The sequence below is a fragment of the Armatimonadia bacterium genome (genome assembly GCA_039679385.1).
Taxonomy (GTDB): domain Bacteria; phylum Armatimonadota; class Zipacnadia; order Zipacnadales; family JABUFB01; genus JAJFTQ01.
Genome location: JBDKVB010000038.1, coordinates 1 through 18368, shown reverse-complemented (window position 1 = coordinate 18368; position 18368 = coordinate 1). Strand labels below are relative to the sequence as shown.

The window sequence follows — 18368 nt, the reverse complement described above, 5'->3', positions numbered from 1 at the left end:
GGGTACCATGGCCACTATCGTGGCCCTGGCCGGTGCGGTCGTCGGAGTCGCCGTGGGTGCAGTGATCGGTGCGATTGCGGCGGGTGACAAGGGTGCGGAGTACGGTGGCATCGGCGGGTTCCTTGTGGGTTTCGCAGTGGCGGCCCGGCTCTGGGCACGTCGTCACGGGGAGAGTGATGACGAGACTACTTGACGGCGTCTGTGCCGGTGAAGACCGGTGACCAGCAGGGCGCTGTGATGATCCGCCGCAGTCCGGTGCGCATCACCGCAAACGACAGCGCTTCAAGGAGCCCAGGATGGTGCGAGCCCTTGGCCGTCGGGTCGTGCGCATCGGAGAGCTCCTTCACCTTGGTCTTCAGGCCGAGGCAGAGCGGGAGCTTGAGACCAGTCGCCTCCTTCTCGGCCGTCGGCGATGGGCACTCGTGGTGGCGCTACTGCCCGTTCTGGCTGGCTTTGCGGTGGAGATGGCCCTGGCCGCCGACCTCCCTGAGACAATCGGCGGCAGGCAGGCATACATGCCCGCCTTCATCACCCCCGGCATGTTCTGGGGCTCCATCGTTACCGGGCTGATTGCCGGCCTCATCACCGGCGTCATCGGCGCGGGCGGCGGCTACATCCTCACCCCGGCGCTGATGAGCTTTGGCGTCAAGGGGATCATGGCTGTCGGCACCGACCAGTTCCACCTCTTCGCCAAGGCCATCATGGGGACCACGATCCACAGGAAGCTGGGCAACGTCAACTTCTGGCTGGCGGCGTGGTTCGTCCTGGGCTCCAGCGTGGGCGTGAGCCTCGGAGGCTGGATCAGCCGTCACGTCTACAATGCGAATCCCTCGTTGAGCGACGCCTTCATCAGCGCCGTCTACGTCGTGGTCCTGGGGTCTCTCGGGGCCTACGCACTTGCAGACTGGTCCCGAGCTTCTCGGCGGGCGACCTCCTCCTCTGGCAAGGCGGACGACCTGGGGTCCTGTGCACGGCGCCTGCAGACCCTTCCCTTGCGGCCGCGCATCGCCTTCGATGAGGACATGGTGCCCGGCGGACGGAGCATATCGGTCTACCCCGTCATCCTCTCTGGCTTCCTTGTTGGTCTCGTAGCCGCCGTCATGGGAGTCGGCGGCGGCTTCCTCACCTTCCCCATGTTCGTCTACGGACTCGGCGTCTCCACCTTCACCACCGTCGGCACCGACATCCTGCAGATCATCTTCACCACGGCCTACTCCTCGATCATGCAGTACGCCCTGTACGGCTATGTCTTCTACACGGTGGCGATGGGGATGCTGCTGGGGTCGCTGGTGGGGGTGCAGATCGGGGCGATGGTGACGACCATGGTGAAGGGTGTCGTGATCCGGGCGTTCTACGCGGTAACGATCCTTGCGGGCTTCGTCAACCGGCTTGCAGCCCTACCTCGGAAGCTCACGGAGAGCGGCCTGATCCAGCTCTCGGCGCCCATCGGCAAGATGATCGACAATGTCGGGACGGTCCTGTTCTTCGGTCTGGTAGGATTCTTCGCGCTCTGGGTCTTGTACAGCTTCTTTGCCCATCTTCCGCGCGTGGAGAGTACCACGATCGGCGATCACGCCCACTGAGGAAGGGGTGAAGGGCCCGTGGTGAGGAATCGTACCAAGTTCACCCTTGGCCTCGTGGGCCTGGTGACCTTCGTCATCGCCCTCACTGTTTGCCTGAGCCCGGTGCTCGACGACCAGACCGGGCTGCAGTGGGCCGACGGCTTCTTCAATCAACTCAGCAAGAACTCGTCTTACTTCCTGCCGAAGGTCGCCGAGGAATCGGCGAACTACGCGGGGAAGAGCTTCCGGGCTCAGGTGACCCCTAGGGACCCGGTGATCGCGGAGCATATCGAGCGAGTGTTCGCGGTTGCCGGAGCGCAGACCAGGGCGCACGGAAAGACTGTGGAACTCGCGGGAGACCTGGGCGCAGTAGCCCGAGCGATCATCGCCGATGCCGAGGGAATGTACCGGGGCAGGGAGAGAGAGCTGCAGGCGGCCTATGGCTTCTCGGGTCGCGAGGCCATCTACTGCTGGTGGGCGGCTCTCGACGCCATCTACCGGCAGTTCGTGGAGGAGGGCGACGTCCCGGCGTCCAACTTCGCCAGCATGCTCCGGACGAAGGTCTGCGAGCCGGCGTACAACTTCGTCGGCATCGCACCGCGGTCTCCGTCCGAGGCAGGGCTGCCGCTGTTCGCGCTCCTGGCCTTCTACCTCCTCTATACGGTCTGGTACGGGTTCTCCATCCTGTATCTGTTTGAGGGCCTGGGGATCACCGTGCAAGCGACGAGACGGGAGGAGCAGTAGCCGCAGGCCGTCTGCTGACCTGGCTGAACCGACGTGTGTATCCAGCTTCGTACAGGAATGGGTGGTACTCGTGACGCGATGCCTGAAGCCCTGTGCCGCAGCGCTACTGATCCTGGGCCTGGTGATGTCGGCAGGGGCTGAGACGAAGGACCGCGATGACCTTGGCCGCGGGACCAAGCTGCGAGTCCTGGTGGACAAGGTACTGATGGCCGACAACAAGTGGGTCATGACGGAGCAGCACGTCAAGGAGATCGCGGCGGCCGGGTTCAATGTCGTCTCTCCCCGCCTGGGTAACGACGACTACCGTGAGGTGCGCCGGATCGCCACCCTCGCACAGCAGCAGGGAATCTTCCACATGCCCTGGATGCGCGGCGACATGATCGCCAAGGGCAAGGTGAAGATGGTCTGGGCCGACGGCACCGAGCAGGAGCTCGCGAGCCCCAACTCCGACGAGTTGTGGGACTGGATGAACAGCACGATCCTGGAGTACGCCCGGATCAGCACCGAGTGCCCTGCCTTGATCGGCGTGTTCCTGGACTACGAGAACTACTCGCCCGGCGGAGAGGGCAACGTGTATGGTCTCTCCTACGATGACAAGATCCTGGGTGACTTCGCGCGGTCCCGGAAGATCGAGCTTCCCGTCCTGGCCTTTGGCGAACGCGCTGGTTGGCTCCGAGAGCACAAGCTGGACAGTGCCTTCGCGGCCTTCCAGATTGACCACTGGCGGCAGCGCTGCCGGACCTTGCGCAAGCTGGTGGATGAGATCAACCCGAGGTTCCAGTTCTGCGTCTACCCGGCTCCGGGAACGCTGTTCATCACCGAGGCCATCTACCGCGAGTGGGGCACTGCCAAAGCGCCGCTGATTCTGGCCGACCCAAGCATCTACGGTCGACCGGCCGGTCTGCTGCCGCACATGCAGTCCTTGCAGGCGAACCGGGCCACTCTCCTGCGCAACCAGACCTACGCTCGGGAGCACTGCCCCAACCTTATGTACATGGGTGGCCTGGACCCCGTGGTGAAGGGTGCCGACCCAGAGTTCTGCGGACGCAACGCCGCCATGAGCGCGGCTGAGACGGACGGGTACTGGGTGTTCTACGAAGGGCCTACCTACCGGACGACGCATCCCGAGTACTTCCGGTGGTTCTCACGGGCGTGCCGGGAGATCAAGCTCGGCAGGGCCGACCGATTCTGGGAGCGCCCGCGGCGAACGCCTGACCCGGGTGACGCAGCCGGCTTCAGGGCCAAGACCGATAAGCCGCAACTGGCCGTCTTCGACAACCGACAGTTGATGCAGCAGATGATCGAGCAGGAGGGGACCTTCGAGGTTCACGAGCTCCAGGGCCTGGCCCTGGACTACCTGAAGCATTTCCGCGTGGTGATCCTGCAGAACTACAATGTTGCGCAGGCAGCCGACGAACCCTTCAGCCGGGCACTGCGCGCCTATGTGGAGCAGGGCGGCGGAGTGATGCTGGCTCACGACACCGCCTGGTTCATGGAGAGCCCCTTCCCGGAGATCGCTACGCGTGGCTACCCGCAGCACAAGGTCGAGGCTGAACGCCACGTGGTGGAGACGAACCTGAAGGTGGCCTGTCAGCATCCGGCGCTGGCGGGGCTTGCCCCGGGCACCGAGTTTCCGACGGAGTTCCGCGACCACATGATCTTCCGTCCCGGCCCGAAGGGTACCACGGTCATCACGAACACCTTCGGCGATCCCGTGTATGTTCTTGGGGAGATAGGGAAGGGGCGAGTGGCCTTCGTCGGCCCCTATCACGGCTACCAACACCAGCTCTCAGGGGTCGAGCGCCAGGCCTTCCTCGGCGTCACGAAGTGGCTGGCCTCGCAGTAGGACAGGACAGGAACAGAACGTCTGCCCTGTCGCCAGGACAGGACAGACGTTTCCTCTCGGTAGCCGGTACTACCCCGGCAGGGACCAGCGCGACCACAGCAGCGAGCACTTCTTGTCGCCCGGCACCTTCTGGTAGGCGACGGTGAAGAGCGAGCCGTCAGCCATCTCGACCGTGGACGGGTAGCCCAGATCGCTGTCCGGGCCGTCGTCGCGGATCACCCAGTCATGCTCCCAGGTAGCGCCGTCATCGTAGCTCAGGGCTGCTCGCTGGCCGAAGGGCGCGAGGCGGTAGCCGTAGGTGAGCACCACGACGCCGGAGGAGTGGCGCAGCAGGTGTGGTGGCGAGCCGGGGAAGCCCAGGGGCCGAGCTTCCGTCCAGGTGACGCCGCCGTCGTCGGACTCGGTCTGCATCATGCTGAAGTTCGGGATGCCCGCGGCCTCGAGGGTCTTGCCGCTGTGGTCCTGGATACGGATGATCCCTATCAGGCGGCCGGTGGGCAGTTCCAGGACGTGAGGCTCGTGGTAGTTGACGGGATCGGTCGCCGGGCACACAGGCACCGCCCCGAGACGCTCCCAGGTCAGTCCCTCATCGCGGCTGCCGCAGGCGGCGATCATGCCCTGTACCTTCTGATCCGGGTAGTCGTACTCTTTGCCCAGATAGAGCAGGTCTCCGGACTGCAGGCGGATCGGCCCGTGGGGAGTCGACACGGGCACACGGATTGGCTCGCCCCAAGTGCTTCCGCCATCCTCGCTCCGCAGGACCCACGACCCGAGCAGGCTGTTCACCATCTCGTCAGCCCAAGTCGCGAGGACCTCTTGCCACTTCACACGCTCAGTCTCCGGTATCCAGGAGGCCTGGGCATACTGTCGGGTGTCGGAGCGAAACCAACTGACCAGCAGCCGATTCCCGCCAAGACCGATCACACCGGCGTCGCGGTCGTCGATCGCTGAGTCCTGGATGACTTGAGGCGGCGACCAGGTGCGTCCGTCGTCGTCGCTGAAGTTGAGCACCGTCTTCCCCCAGGGGCAGACGTGTTCTGTGCGCAGCCCCGAGCTTGCCACCACCAGCCTTCCATCCTCCAGCCGCGCCACCGTGGGCCAGCCGAAGTACCCCAGCCTCTCACCCGGCAGACGGCAGACGATTCCGTGTTCGGCGGCAACAGGTCCGGCCATATCAAGACCCCTCACTTCGGTAGTGGGCAGTCCGGACACGGCACCCACACAGTAGTAGGCTCTGGCGTTGTGCCGGGTCCGGTGCGTCAGGGAGAGCGAGGACGTACCGCCGCGGTTCTTCGCCGGGAGCACTCGGGGAACCTCTGTTTCGTGGGACGGCCTGTTCCCCTGGTTGGCGGCCTGTGCTACACTCGCGCCTGTCGTTCTCCTAGGCCGCTGGGTACCGAGAGGGGCAATCCCCATTGCACCAGACGCTGCCGAAAAGGTCCATGCTGCGGTCCGGTAGTCCCGGCCCCTCCTTGGTGTTACTTGTCGCACTGCTGGCAGCAGCCGACGGCCTTGCCCTCGGGCAGCAGGCGCAGAGCCCCGTCCAGACGCCTCCTACGACCCGCACGAAGGAAGTGTCGCTGCTCGGTGGGTGGATGCAGGATGTCGACGAGCATGAGGCCTCAGCCTCGTGGGAACTGCAGTACATGCAAAGCGTGGGGGACCACGAGGCTGTGAGTTTTGGCTGGCTGAACGAGGGGCATGTCGACAACCACCGGCGCGACGGCCACTCCGTGCAGTTCTGGCTGCGCACGAAGACACTCGATGACCGTCTCACCCTTGGCATGGGCCTTGGGCCCTACCGCTACTTCGACACGACCATCAAGGCCGGGGACAGCTCATATTCCGACGACCACGGCTGGGGAGCGATCTACAGTCTCGATGCCGCGTGGCAGATGAACGATCGGTGGGTCGCGCACCTGCGCAGTAACTTCCTCTGGGCGCAATCCAGCATCAACACCAGGACCCTGAACCTGGGCTTCGGTTACCTGCTCTCTGCCGACAGCAATCCACCCTCGACCCGTGGCACCGAACCTGAGACCCAGGCCAGACGGGAAGAGATGAACCTCCTCGGTGGCCGGACCATCGTCAACAGCTTCAGCGCGGAGAAGTCGATGGCCGGTTACCTCGACTACCGCCGCAGTTTCGCGCGATACCTGGACTGGAGCGTGGGCCTCCTCAACGAAGGTGACCCTCGGCTCATCCGCCGTAACGGCCTGGTGACACAGGTGTGGGCGGTCCGCCGGTTCCCCGCTGATTCCTGCTCCCTGGGGCTGGGCGTCGGAACCTACTGGGCTGCGGACTCTCGCCGAAGCTCCGCCAGCGGCGGTGACGCCCCCTTCCTGTCAGGTGTCATCACGATGTCGGCGGCCAGATGGCTCAGCCCGAAGTGGCAGGTGCGGGCCTCGTGGAACCGCATTGTCACCGGCTACGACCGTGACACGGACGTGCTCCTCCTCGGGTTCGGCCACAGCCTCGGCGGCACGCGGTTCTACTGAGACCGCAGTTGCCCTCCTAGGGCACATGCTTCAGCGACTGCTCCAGTTCCGACGGTGTCATGCCCCGAGCAACCAGGAACACCGGTGCCGTGGTGAGCTGCACAGACCGCGCCGGCAGGTCGTTGCCCATGAGGTCCCGGGCGACGATGCGCTCATCGGTCCAGTTCACCTGCCCCCTGGTCCTTGAGTTACGCACCCAGGTTGCCAGGATCAGTCGATCGTCGCTGCGGAACAAGTAGGCCTTCGCCGGCTTGCCCCAGTCCCACTCACCCAGCGGCTGGACTCCCGGCCGGAAGAGGTCTGCAAAGGCCGCCACTGCCGTGTATATCTTGCGCGGAGCGCCACCGTACTCGAAGAACACGCCCTCTGTGTTGTCGGCGTTCAGGCCGGGGCAGGTCCCCGCGTGGTAGAAGATCCGCTCGACCCCGTTCGCCAGCAGGATCACGTTGAACCGCATACTGAACTCGGCCTGCACGCGTTCGCTGGGCAAGGGATCTGCGAAGCCGCCGCGACGGATCGGGGTCTGCTCGAAGTCATCGTCGCTGTAGTACCCGTGCTCGGTGAGCCAGATCGGCTTCACCTTGCCGTGCTGCTGCATCAGATCGCGCAGCACCGTGAGACCCCTCTCCGTGGCCTCCGGCGGGGTCAGGCCTGGATAGGTATGCACGTCGACCGCGTCGATGGCATCCAGTGCCCCCTGGTCGAACATGTCACGAAACATTGCCTCGACCGAACTCGGCCACCCACCAATCCCCGCCAGTATGCGGCAGTCAGGATCGGCCTCGCGTGCGGCCTTCGCGAACACCTTGACCAGGCGACCGTAGTCCTTCCCTGTGTAGCCGCGACTCCGGGGCAGGGAGTAGTCCGTGTAGACGGGCTCGTTGAGGACCTGGTACCACGTGGTGCGACCGCGGTAGTGCCGAGCAGTCTCGGCGACCCATCGCGAGAACTCGGCGTCACTGCGCGGAGCGAAGGCCTGGCGCTGACGGATCTCGGGGTAGTTGGGGCCAACCTTCACCTCCTCAGGTGCACTGGAGGACCAGTTCGCCGAGGGGAAAGGCAGCAGTGTCAGGACCTGCTGGCCGAAGGAGATCGGCCGGTCAATCTGGTAGTCCGTCTCTGTGAAGTCGAAGGGCGCCTCTGCCGTGGGCTGCACATCCTGCCACTTCACGGACCAGTCACGGACCCACAGGATTCCGGCCGACACGCACTCCCTCAGCAGGTGTGGCCACGGATAGGCGTGGTTGACGCCGAAGATGGAGTCCTTGTCCTGGTAGCGAGGGATCACGGCGAAGCGCAGGCCGCGCGGCTTCTCCTGACCATTGACCGAGAGATGGGCGCGGTAGAAGCCCTTTGCGGAGAGACCGGGGTCGACGCTCTGGCGCCACAGCGCAGTGCCGGCCGGAATCTGGAAGCGCTTGCGGGAGACCGTCTGGTCGTTGAAGTCGGTCACCGTGACTTCCACGCTTGCGGGGTCGGCAGAAGTGTTGCTGACTGCCAGGTCCAGGGCCACGGGTTCGCCCGCCATGAACACGTTGCCGTCGCGGGAGGTCGAGAGACCTGCCTCGACCGCGTCGCGGGCGGTGTTGTCGGTGGGCTGCTCGCCTGCCTCGAACTGCAGCCCGTCCATCCAGACCGTGACCGGCAGTGCGTCAGGCTGATCGAGAACTGGTCCGGCCGCCACGTAGCACCACTGGGAAGTGGGCTTGACGACGAACTGGAACCGCTGCCAGTCTCTGCCCACTTGCACCTGCCGGCTGAGGACGGATGCACGGAACTGGTTCACCTGGAGGCGGACCGGCATGTCATCTCGGCTGGCCCTGACCCAGGCCGAGAAGCAATAGGAAGCACCAGGGGTGGTTGGCATCCAGCCGACACTCCCGAGGAGGAGCGACTTCGCCGGCTGGCGGGTCATACCGAAGTAATCGAAGTAGTCCACCGGCAGGTTCTCCGCGGTAAGGGCCATGCGGAAGCACCGTGAGCCCTGGCGTGCGCCTTCGGTTACGACCTCGCCGAAGAGGGCGTTCATCGGCAGCGCCCAGCCACGGGTGGGGAAGTCCCCGGTACTGCCCCAGCCGTCGGTGCCGACCTCGAAGCCTGCATTCGGCAGCAGGTTGCGACGTCCCTCGGCCGGCCAGATCAGGGTCGGACCGCTGCGCTCCGGCGCTGTCTCGCGGAAGGACACGTCGTCCAGCCACAGCGTGCCGGGGCTCGTGAACCAGATCTGGAAGCGTGTTGTCTCGCGGCAGTCCGCTGTGGCCTGGAAGGTCAAGTCGAACTGCTCCCAGTCCGGGCCAATCTGAAGGCTTGAGGAGAGCCCCAGGTTCGCCCATCCCTGCGTGTTCGAGAGCGCGATGGATATGGGAACGTCGTCGAGGCCGGTCTGCTTCGCCCACAGCGAGACCTTGTACCATTTGCCCCGCTCCACACCGACCTGCCCCATCTGACAGATCATCGCATGGCTGGCCGGGTTATCCTGCACGATTGCAGTGCAGTCAAGACGCAGGCTGTGACCGCCCTGGCGTCCAGCATCCGGCGACAACTTCTGGGTGACGCTCTTCGCATCACCTGCCGCCGCCCAGACTGCCGGGGCTGAACCCTCCGGTGTGAGTTGCTCCATGTCGCCATTGGCGACCAGGTTGTCCTGTGCAAAGGCGACGAGCGGAAGCAGTGTGAACAGCGCCGACAGCAGGAAGCTCCAGTTCATGGTTTCCGTCTCCCAGCCTTACGAAAGAATGAGTAGGGCCGACAGTTCCGGATCTCTCATGGAGGGCCAATCAGCTCAGGCTTGTTCAAGGATGGAGCGCCAAAGGCAGTTCGGCCGCGCAGTCGTGGTGGGTAGAGGACCGACCGGCTACTTGCCCCCGATCTTGCGGATGCCGGTGTCATCCACCCACACGCTTCCGTCGCGCGGGGCGATCTCGATGTCGATTCGGTCGGCCTGCTTCTCGTCCCAGGTGAACCGCGCTGCTACCCGCGTCCACTCCGGGCCGCTCGCCGTGCCGATGCGGCGGTAGGTCCCCAGCCAGGAAGCTCCCCGGAACAGGGCGCCCTGGATCGAGGCCGTTGCACCAGGCTCAGTCTTCACCCAGGCCCACAGTTCGACTTCGTCCCCAGCCTGCAGTGGAACCGGAGCGAAGCTCTTCAGGCCGCCATCCTTCGGGGTGACGACACAAGCCCAGTCTCCTGAGTGTGCTGCTCCCTGTTCCCGTCTGGCGTCCTCACCGCGGAAGTAGACCCATCCCCAGGTCTTCTCTAAGCCCGGGTTGTAGAGCAGGTTGCCCTCCTGGGCGGCAATGTCCCGCTCGGTGAGCACGGGAATGTCGGCGAACACCGGACTCGTGCGCCCAAGCTGCTGCGGAGTCAGGTCCAGGTGGTGCGGGTTGTCGGGGCAGAAGGCATCGCGAAGCGCGTCGAGGTAGCCGAAGCCATACTGGGTGCAGGGCTCGATGTAGCTGCCCTCGCCGAACTCGTTCCAGCACTCCGCGATCACTGCCTGCAGCCTGGGGTTGACGTAGGTCTTGGCGGCCTCGCACATCTTCCGGAACTTCTCCGGCCGGGGATTGGTCCGCACCATCGCCGTATCGTTGTACCAGGGACGCGAGTCCCATCCCGGCGACACGGGCACCATGTAGGGCAGAACGCCCTGGCCCACTGCCTCCTGCCATCTGGCCTCGTAGCCCTCGGCCATGGTGTCGTAGGGCGCTTGTCTTTGCCCCGCGGGCATGTTCGCGCTGGCGTAGTTATACGCCGTGCAGGCTCGGAAGCCTGCTGCACTGAGGGTTGCCTGGTCCGTATGCTGCTTGGCGATGGGGTACAGTGGCGTACCTGCCTCGCGGCTCATCATCTCCCACAGGCTCTTGCACCCGGCGGCTCCGAAGCGCTTGAGGAGCCGGTCGGGGCACGAGACCATCAGCACCGCTGCGCCGTCGATGCGCAGGTAGTTCGGCTGCTTGAGGTACCGGTCCCGCAAGGTACGGGCAAGCAGCGCCATCTGCTCCTCGGTGTAGTCCGGGTCGCCCCGCTCCTCGTTGCACCAGAAGATGCAGAAGCTCATCAGGCTCCGGTAGCGTGCGCGGAGGAAGCCAAGGTCGAGGGCGTTGTTGTGTGCGGATACGTTGCCGGTCTTGTAGTCGTAGTACCAGTCAAAGGCGAAGAAGTCGATCCCGTGCTCGACCGCCCATTTGATGTGCCAGTCGGAGACCTCAGGCTCACCGTCGCGGTAGTACCCCAACAGAGGATAGGGGTATCCGAAGGCCGCCATCGGCACCCAGCGCATGGCGTTGAAGTGGCCGGGGAAGTAGTAGGATCCGACCAGCAAGGGGCTTGCTACAGGATGGGGCTCAGGGACGGGGTAGTCGCCTGCGGGTTCCTGCGCCGCGCAGGTTCCGCCGGCGATGAAGCCCACGATGGTGGCAAGCAGAAAGAGGGTGCGCAGGCGCCGCGACGGCATCCGCAGCAGCCCGACTGGGGAGAAGCTCACGGTGTCACCTCTGGCATGGCTGAACCGGCCTCTGTGTTGGCGAGACCTGAACTCGTGGTTCAAGGGCGGCGGAGCACTCGCACGACTCACGCCGCCGGTGTGCTTGCCCTCTTCCACGGTTGCCGAGCCCATACCTGCCTGGAGGGCCGAACATCGAGGTGAGTGGTCACTTCGTCGAGATGGGTATGTCGCGGTCTGGCGAGCAGTGCGGAAGATGCTGTTGGTGGGGACACTCAGGCTGGAGTCGCCAGTATGGGCTGCCGGACCCGAGCCCAGCAGTCACTTGGCCGATGTGGAGTGGGGCTTGTGTGCTCGCGACAGATCTCGCTACGCCCATCCTGCATGGGTGACAGACGCGAAACCCTCTGTCCGGATAGGACCTACTTCTTGTTTGCTCCGGGGGATGTGATCTTGCCGCTGAAAGTCTGGCTGAGACTCGGGTAGTTGATCGACGTCGTCATGTTGGCCGAGCCGGTACCGTTGGCGAACCGACCTGTCCCGCCGGTGAAGGTGTATGTCCCGGTTACGGAGGTGGGGATTGATGGCAGCCAGGGCGTAAAGGTCCCCGCTGACGTGCTGAACAACTGGTCGCCATTGTCCGCCGTCCAGGTCTCGGAACCAGTGTACGTTCCGTTGAGCTGGACGGTGACGGTCTCCGACAGGGTGAAGTCGCCCAGATGCGTGGCCTCTCCAACCCCTGAGAGGGTCACTGTCGCATGGTCCGTCCCGATGTCAAAGGCGGTAACCTCGAGGTTGACGTAGCCCTTGAAGGGGACCAGATCCTTCGCTGCTGCCGGAAGGGCAAGTCCCAGGATGCCAAGGAACACTATCGCGACGATTGCGGCCCGGTAGTAACCTGCTCTCGTCATGATCCTCTCCCTCTCCTAGTCGTCTAGTGTGTCCGCCACCCATGCAGGAAGGGCACGACCGAGGCTCGTCCGAGGACGCCGAAATGGCCACACAGGGCGATCATCAGGCCCTCACTGCACAAATTGTAACAGTAGGGCCTGTAGACATAGCTAAAGACCTCCTGAAGCAAGCCTGTAGGTTTCCAAACTAGCCGGTGGGGGAGATGAAGGGGGACGGAGATGCCGTTGCGACGTGCCCGGTGGGTGCTGGGCCCTAGCGGGCCTTGCGAGCAGTCGCGACGTGGCTGCCTGCAGCGGCCCAGGCTGCCTCGATCGCGGGGTCGCCATCCATCGAGGGACGCGTCGGGGACTTGAGCCGCTCTGCCCATATCTCGCTCGCGGACTCGTAGTCGTTCACGGCGGCGGACACTTCGGTCCAGAACTCGGAGGTGAGCTGGTCGGAGGGAACGTCATGCATGGCTTGCGTGACCTGCTGCTTCGTCCGGAGCAGGCTCTGGCGGTAACCTCGGTAGTTCACTCCTTCGCTGAGCGCGGTGTCGAGGTCGCGGAAGGCCTCCAGGACCTGCTGGCGCGGGTCAGTCTTGCGTGCCACACTGAGCCCATAGACAGCAGCGCCGAGAACGGCAACGCCGAAAAGGACGGCCAGAGACCGAACCCACAGTCGCGAGACAAGGGCCAGGCGCTTGGGACGAGGGAGTGCAGGCGACCACGGAAGGCTCGCACCACACACCAGGCAGCGCGAATCGGAGGCGTACGCGACCCCTCCACAGGCCGGGCACAGACCCCTGTCTGGCGCTTCACTGCTGCGGGCTTCAGCCTGGGCGTTGTGGTACGCAAGGTTCTCTGCCTTGCAGCAGTCCGGGCACAGGAGGCGGCCGGGCTCGACCTCAGTGTGTCGCCCCTCGTGGAGGCACCGCTGGCAGAGGTTGGACTCCGCTACGTCGGTCATGGTCTCGGGGCTCCAGCTTCAGCGTCGCTAGACTGCGGTCTGGAACTGCACCATGGCTCCCGTCCTGGAGAGCCTACCCCAGGGCCTGCAGGGCTAGAGAGTGAGATTCGCCGGAGCGGTCGCAAGAGCCTGCACCGGCTGCGCAAGATCCGGTCGGTGGACAGGTCCTACTGAGGCCGGCTGCTATCCCGTCAGCTTCAGCAGTCGGGCAGCCGTTCCGCCCAGGATCATCGCCTCGTCGGCGGACGTAAGCCCCAGCGACCTCATCTGCCGAAGCGGCTCGCCGGCGAAGGTCGCGAAATCGGGCATCGGGTGGGGGCCGTCCGTGCCGAAAAGAATGCGGTCGGCACCGATACGCCTGGCCGCCTCGGCGATCACCCAGGGGAGCACGACCCCCGACGCATCGAGCCAGACGTTCGCGAACTCCTCGGCCAACCCTATGCACGACCGTAGCAGCCCCGGGTCAACGCACAGGTACTTGCCGAAGTGTGCGATCACGAGCTGGGTGTCGGGAAAGGCCCCTGCAAGCCTGCGGGCACTCGCAAGGTCGCCGCCGAAGTCCACCAGGCACGGCACTTCCAGCTCGCCGGCCAATCGGAACACGGGGTCCACGATGTAGTCTGTCAGACGGCACTCCCCTGCGTGGACCTTGATGCCCTTGAAGCCCAGTTGGGTGACGGCCTCGCGCAGGACCTCGAGCACAGGCTCCTCGTAGGAGGGAAGCGCATAGGCGTAGGGGATGAGACGCTCCGGGCACTGAGCCACCGCGGTAGCCGCCATCTCGACAGCGTGCCGGGCGGTCGTGGACATGGCGAACACCACCGACCGGTCGATGCCGACGGCGTCCATCACCTCAAGGATGGTCTCAACCGGGTACTCCGTCCGGGCGGCGTCTCCGTGCTTGAGGTGAAGGTGGGCGTCGATGACCATGCCGGCCTCCCAAGGGTTAGCGGTGCCGTCTGTCGGCTGCTTACGGTACTCGATAGAGGCCGACCTCGTCGAAGCAGACCTTGCCCCCGTCGCGGTCGAAGCCATCCACAAGGGGCACAACTCCTCGTCTCTGAGGGGTCACACCTGTCTTGGGAGCCTGAAAAGGCAGGTTTCCCCCGCTGCCCTTCCGCCTCCTGCCTGGCTCCTCGGAAGGTTGGACTCCTGGTTCCGAGGGTGCAGGAGGCATGCCCTCCCTGAAGGGGGAAGCTACAAATGGACTGCAACTACAGCGACACGCGTCGGACGCTTCGATCGGCTTGGAATCCTGGAGGTGCGACTATGCGACGGGCTGCGCTTTGTCTGGCTGGTCTGTTGGTCACTGGATTCGCGGGAGCTGCCCAGACCCCGGTGACGGTCACGCGCGGCGACTGGACTGCGACGGTCGGTGCGCAGGGACTGACACTAACCTACGGTGGGCAGGTCGTCTCGCAGGGCTCGTACCTGACCGTGTTCAAGCCCGGCTACAACGGCTCCGTGCTGACCCTCGGTGAGGCCTGGAAGGCAGGCCAGGTGCAGACCACGCCCGATGGCACAGCCCTCACCCTGAGCGCCGACCTCCCGGGCGGGAGAGTCGTCTACGAGGTCTCTCTGGAAGCAGCCCAGGCACGCATCAGTCTGCGGGTGAGACTGGCGGCGGGAGTCGAAGTAGGGCCGGTCGAGTACCCGCTGGCGATGGTGCCGGTCTCGGCGCTGACCGACGGTCTCGTCGAGATGGCCAACGCTGCGGGCACCGTCACGAGCCGAACGGTCATCCCTGCGCAGCCGGTCAAAGGCGGTATTGCGGCCTCCGGGCCGGTGATGGTCCTGAGAACGCCGCAGCGCAACCTGATCTTCGAGGCTGCTGACTTCGGGAACGTCTACGCCTTCGATGCGCGGCATGACAACTACGCTGGGCGCCAGGGCATCTGGGCCTTCGCCTCCCCGGCGATGCAGGCCGGTGAGGAAACGAGCTCCGTCTACACCCTGGGTGTAGAGCCACCGACGCCGCCGCGGACAGTCGGACAGATCACCCTTGGCGAGGGAGTTGCGGCCGGCGGAATCCTACTCGCACCGGGTGCGACGCCGCGTGAGACTCTGGCGGCAGAGGAGCTCGCCAACTACCTCGAGGCCATGACCGGCAAGTGCCTGGAACGCGCCGAAGCCCCTGGCGCGACAGCACCTCTCGGAAGCCTCCTTGTGGGGAGTCAGGCGGTCAAGGCCGGACTGATCGCCCAGTCGGAACTGGACGCGGTGGCTCCGGATGGATACGTGGTGAAGGTCAAGCAGGGGCGAGTTGCGGTCTGCGGCTGGCGAGACGTCGGGACGATCTACGGGGCCTACGCCCTGCTGCGTCACCTTGGCTGTCGGTTCTACGCGCCGGGGTGTGAAGTCATCCCGGAAACCGCTTCGCTGAGGATCACGGACTGCAGCCTCGCAGACAAGCCCTACTACGAGTTCCGCAACCTCGCGAACAACCTCAAGCTGGGCAACACACCGTCGGACGACATGATGAGCCCGAGCGCGCTTGGGGAGCCCGGCAGCATCGTCCACTCCTCGGCGTATCTGCTGCCCTATGACAAATACCACGGCGATCACCCGGAGTACTTCGCGCTGCAGAAGGACGGGCGGCGGCTGAGCAAGGAGTTCCACGGCGAGAACCTCAACGTGCACCTGTGCCTGTCAAACCCGGAGGTACGCCGCATCAGCGCCGAGCGAATGCTGGCGCTGATGGACAGGCAGCCCGAGCGCAAGTTCTTCGGCGTCTCGCAGGGCGATGGGTTCGCCTGGTGCCAGTGTGACCAGTGCAAAGCACTGGACGCGGTGCCGGGCGTCGTGATGACCGACAGACTGCTGGAGTACGTGAACTACGTTGCGCGAGAAGTGGCGAAGAAGTACCCCGAAAAGCGCATCCTGACGCTGGCCTACACCGATGCGACCTCGCCGCCTCCCACGCGGGTCAAGCCGGAGCGGAACGTCATGGTGCAGTACTGCCCCTACCCGGCTCGCACCAGTTGCAGCAGCCATGACCTGACCTGCGAGAAGAACCGGCAAGGCTACGAGGACGTGCTGGGGTGGGCCAGACAGTGCCCGGGCAATATGTACATCTTCGACTACCCGACCGGTTACCAGAACTGGTACGAGCCCTTCGGTAGCTTCTGGGCCATGAAGCGGAAGCTGGACCTCTACGCAAAGCTCGGGGTGAAGGGTGTCTTCTACTGCGGAACCCCGCAGAACTTCCGTAACCTGTTCATCTATGTGCAGAGCGAACTCCTCTGGCACCCGGACACCCCCGTGGAGCCGCTGATTGCGGACTTCATGAACCACTACTATGGTGCAGCCGCGCCGGCGGTCCGCGAGTACTTCGACTACCTGTCCAGGGAAGTCGACGAACGGCCGATTCACCAGCAGTGCGAGTCGGCCAGCCCGCACACGGTGACGGCCGAGTACGCCGACAGGGCGCTGGCGATCCTGAGTCGCGCGGAGGAGGCTGTGCGGGGTGACCGGGCCAGGCTGTACCGCGTGCAGGCAGAGAAGCTGTGCGTGCTCTTCGGCGATGTGAACGCGCGCAACCCTGTGAATGGGAAGCTCGCAGTGAGCGAAGACGTGTTCGCACAGCGCCTCGCCGAGTTCTCGGCCATCGCCCGGACTCAGCGCCTCGGCACCTTCATCCGCCGCGTGACCGGCGAGGAGTGGATGTACAAGATCGCGCGGTTGCGGCTGGGACGGTCGCCCTGGTATGCCGACCCGGTCATCGATCGCCTCGTGAAGGACCCCGCTGCGGCGCTGGCGAGTGAACGGCAGAAGTACTCGCAGACGGCCGTGGACGGTGGCTGGCGACTGGAACTCGACGGCTTCCGCGGCCCGGTTGGTCCGCAGCAGTACTCCAATGAATGCCCGCCACGGCAGGCAATCTGGATCTACGGCGTGGGCAGTGCCAGCCCGGCCATGCAGACCGTGCTCAACCTGGAGAAGGCCCCGGACGGTGGTGCGCGATTGGTGCTGACCGGGCAGGACGACGACAAGCCTGGTGCGGTCCCGATGCAGGTGACGGTGAACGGGCAGGTGGTGTTCTCCGGTCCCAATACCTTCGTCGAGCGGAACTGGTCGGTACAGGAGATCACGATCCCCGCCGGGGTGCTGAAGGCCGGCGAGAACGAGTTGCGAATTGCGACCACGCAACCCTCCACGGCACCCGATCAGGGCTGGGTCATGGTGGCGGAGTGCGTGGTGCGGACGGAGTAGGCGGCCTGCTCGTCAGGGTTGCGGCTCGATCGCGACCACCTTGCCGTCGCACTGGTAGCCCTGGATGCTGTGGTAGGCGAAGTGGTTGTCGTCTGCCGTCGCGTTGGCATAGTCCGTCAGCAGGTAGTTGGAGCGACCAAACAGAGCCAGGGAGTTCGCATCCAAGGGGTCGACGGGTACCCAGCCGAGCGGGTCCAGGTAGACGGAGGCCCAGCCGTGACTCCCGTGGTTGTTCGTGAACTCGCCCTCGCCCTTGAGGACGAGGCCGTGGGCGACTTGGGCGGGAAGTCCGGCTGCCCGACACAGGACCGTGAAGGTACTGCAGTAGTGGTGGCAGACGCCCTGCCCACCGGCGAGGATCTCCTCCGGCGTGCTGCTTTTGGTGTCCTCATAATGCATGTTGTCGCGCAGCCAGTTCAGCAGATTCTGGACGGTCCGCGCGGGCGTGGTGCTCCGGCACATTCCGGCAATTCGCGACACCAGCGGCGACGCCGGGTCGAAGGTTGCGCAATGCTGGAAGGGCCCCAGACAGTCCTGCAACTCCTTCGGGAAGGCGGGCGAGCTCAGGCTCTCCAGCTTCGCGTAACCCAGGGCATAGCCACGGATCGTGACCTGTGCCTTGATGACGAAGGGTTCGCCGGGCTTCTTGACGACGTCGATGAAGTCGCGTGGCCCTTCGCTCACCTTCTCCCACTGCAGGACGTTCTCGACGGTGAACTCGACAGTCTGCCGCGGGTCCTGAAGGCGCGGCATCAGCAGGCGTCGGGCAGGCTTGTCAGGGCCGCCCTGTTTCATGTCGATCTTCCAGGTCAGCTCGTAGCGGCGCTGACCGGTGAGGTCGAGTAGACGTCTGCGCGTGTCGTCGATGGCCCCTTGTGCAGTGCCAAGATCCTCTGGTGAGAGGGCGTCGATCCGCCTCAGCGTGTCCCTCGCACCGCCCCAGTCTCCCACGCCCATCTGTGACTCCGCGAGTTGCTCCAACGACCAGCCCGTGACGCCGTTGCGCTTGACGTTCTCCTGCGCCACGCCGAGCGAGTCCTGCCACTGCCCGGCATGGTGGAGCGACCAGGCGAGACTGCGCCAGTCGTATTCCTTCCCGGGACCGTACTTCAGGGCCAGTCGGATCGCGGAGGCCATCGCCGGGTAGTCGCGCTTCGCCTTGGCCTCCTCGGCCTTCTGCATGGCCTGCTGGTAGAGGTCAGGAT

At 65.0% G+C, this 18368-nt stretch carries 13 protein-coding genes; 6 read left to right on the top strand and 7 right to left on the bottom strand.

Annotation, left to right across the window (positions count from 1 at the left end):
* Nucleotides 1-7: 7 nt before the first annotated feature.
* From ABFE16_03780 to ABFE16_03765, 4 genes are all read left to right on the top strand, one after another.
* Nucleotides 8-193 carry a hypothetical protein gene (locus tag ABFE16_03780; protein MEN6344397.1) on the top strand — a complete coding sequence of 62 codons (186 nt, stop codon included), beginning with the start codon at nt 8-10 and terminating at the stop codon, nt 191-193.
* Between the two features lie 103 nt (nt 194-296).
* Entirely contained in the window at nt 297-1583 is a 1287-nt protein-coding gene (locus ABFE16_03775) for a sulfite exporter TauE/SafE family protein (protein MEN6344396.1), read from the top strand.
* A gap of 18 nt (nt 1584-1601) precedes the next feature.
* Nucleotides 1602-2306 carry a hypothetical protein gene (locus ABFE16_03770; protein ID MEN6344395.1) on the top strand — a complete coding sequence of 235 codons (705 nt, stop codon included), beginning with the start codon at nt 1602-1604 and terminating at the stop codon, nt 2304-2306.
* Nucleotides 2307-2376: 70 nt separating this feature from the next.
* Entirely contained in the window at nt 2377-4152 is a 1776-nt protein-coding gene (locus ABFE16_03765; protein ID MEN6344394.1) for a hypothetical protein, read from the top strand.
* A 69-nt stretch (nt 4153-4221) separates the two neighbouring features.
* Here ABFE16_03765 and ABFE16_03760 read toward each other — a convergent pair whose 3' ends face one another.
* Nucleotides 4222-5325 carry a sialidase family protein gene (locus ABFE16_03760; GenBank protein MEN6344393.1) on the bottom strand — a complete coding sequence of 368 codons (1104 nt, stop codon included), beginning with the start codon at nt 5323-5325 and terminating at the stop codon, nt 4222-4224.
* 299 nt (nt 5326-5624) lie between these two features.
* On the opposite strand from ABFE16_03760, the gene ABFE16_03755 reads away from it, so the two are divergent.
* Complete coding sequence (locus ABFE16_03755; GenBank protein MEN6344392.1) at nt 5625-6650, top strand: hypothetical protein; 1026 nt, start codon at nt 5625-5627, stop codon at nt 6648-6650.
* Nucleotides 6651-6666: 16 nt separating this feature from the next.
* Here the strand turns inward: ABFE16_03755 and ABFE16_03750 are convergent, their stop codons facing one another.
* From ABFE16_03750 to ABFE16_03730, 5 genes are all read right to left on the bottom strand, one after another.
* On the bottom strand, nt 6667-9357 hold the full coding sequence (locus ABFE16_03750) for an endo-1,4-beta-xylanase (GenBank protein ID MEN6344391.1): 2691 nt from the start codon (nt 9355-9357) through the stop codon (nt 6667-6669).
* A 147-nt stretch (nt 9358-9504) separates the two neighbouring features.
* A complete protein-coding gene (locus ABFE16_03745) occupies nt 9505-11133 on the bottom strand; it encodes a glycoside hydrolase family 99-like domain-containing protein (protein MEN6344390.1) in 1629 nt (542 codons plus the stop codon).
* Nucleotides 11134-11513: 380 nt separating this feature from the next.
* Nucleotides 11514-12002: a hypothetical protein gene (locus ABFE16_03740; protein ID MEN6344389.1), complete on the bottom strand. Its 489-nt coding sequence runs from the start codon at nt 12000-12002 to the stop codon at nt 11514-11516.
* A 253-nt stretch (nt 12003-12255) separates the two neighbouring features.
* Nucleotides 12256-12951, bottom strand: coding sequence for a hypothetical protein (locus ABFE16_03735; GenBank protein MEN6344388.1), 696 nt, complete (start codon nt 12949-12951; stop codon nt 12256-12258).
* A 183-nt stretch (nt 12952-13134) separates the two neighbouring features.
* Nucleotides 13135-13881 (bottom strand): amidohydrolase family protein, encoded by a 747-nt coding sequence (locus ABFE16_03730; GenBank protein ID MEN6344387.1) that lies wholly within the window; start codon nt 13879-13881, stop codon nt 13135-13137.
* Between the two features lie 339 nt (nt 13882-14220).
* On the opposite strand from ABFE16_03730, the gene ABFE16_03725 reads away from it, so the two are divergent.
* Nucleotides 14221-17163 carry a DUF4838 domain-containing protein gene (locus tag ABFE16_03725; protein MEN6344386.1) on the top strand — a complete coding sequence of 981 codons (2943 nt, stop codon included), beginning with the start codon at nt 14221-14223 and terminating at the stop codon, nt 17161-17163.
* 12 nt (nt 17164-17175) lie between these two features.
* Here ABFE16_03725 and ABFE16_03720 read toward each other — a convergent pair.
* Nucleotides 17176-18368 (bottom strand): transglutaminase domain-containing protein (locus ABFE16_03720; protein MEN6344385.1); only part of this gene is annotated, 1193 nt, incomplete at its 5' end.

Coding starts and splice junctions, on each gene's coding strand:
- ABFE16_03780 (MEN6344397.1), top strand. CDS start 8: ATGGCCACTATCGTGGCCCTGGCCGGTGCGGTCGTCGGAGTCGCCGTG.
- ABFE16_03775 (MEN6344396.1), top strand. CDS start 297: ATGGTGCGAGCCCTTGGCCGTCGGGTCGTGCGCATCGGAGAGCTCCTT.
- ABFE16_03760 (MEN6344393.1), bottom strand. CDS start 5,325: ATGGCCGGACCTGTTGCCGCCGAACACGGAATCGTCTGCCGTCTGCCG.
- ABFE16_03750 (MEN6344391.1), bottom strand. CDS start 9,357: ATGAACTGGAGCTTCCTGCTGTCGGCGCTGTTCACACTGCTTCCGCTC.
- ABFE16_03740 (MEN6344389.1), bottom strand. CDS start 12,002: ATGACGAGAGCAGGTTACTACCGGGCCGCAATCGTCGCGATAGTGTTC.
- ABFE16_03735 (MEN6344388.1), bottom strand. CDS start 12,951: ATGACCGACGTAGCGGAGTCCAACCTCTGCCAGCGGTGCCTCCACGAG.
- ABFE16_03730 (MEN6344387.1), bottom strand. CDS start 13,881: ATGGTCATCGACGCCCACCTTCACCTCAAGCACGGAGACGCCGCCCGG.
- ABFE16_03725 (MEN6344386.1), top strand. CDS start 14,221: ATGCGACGGGCTGCGCTTTGTCTGGCTGGTCTGTTGGTCACTGGATTC.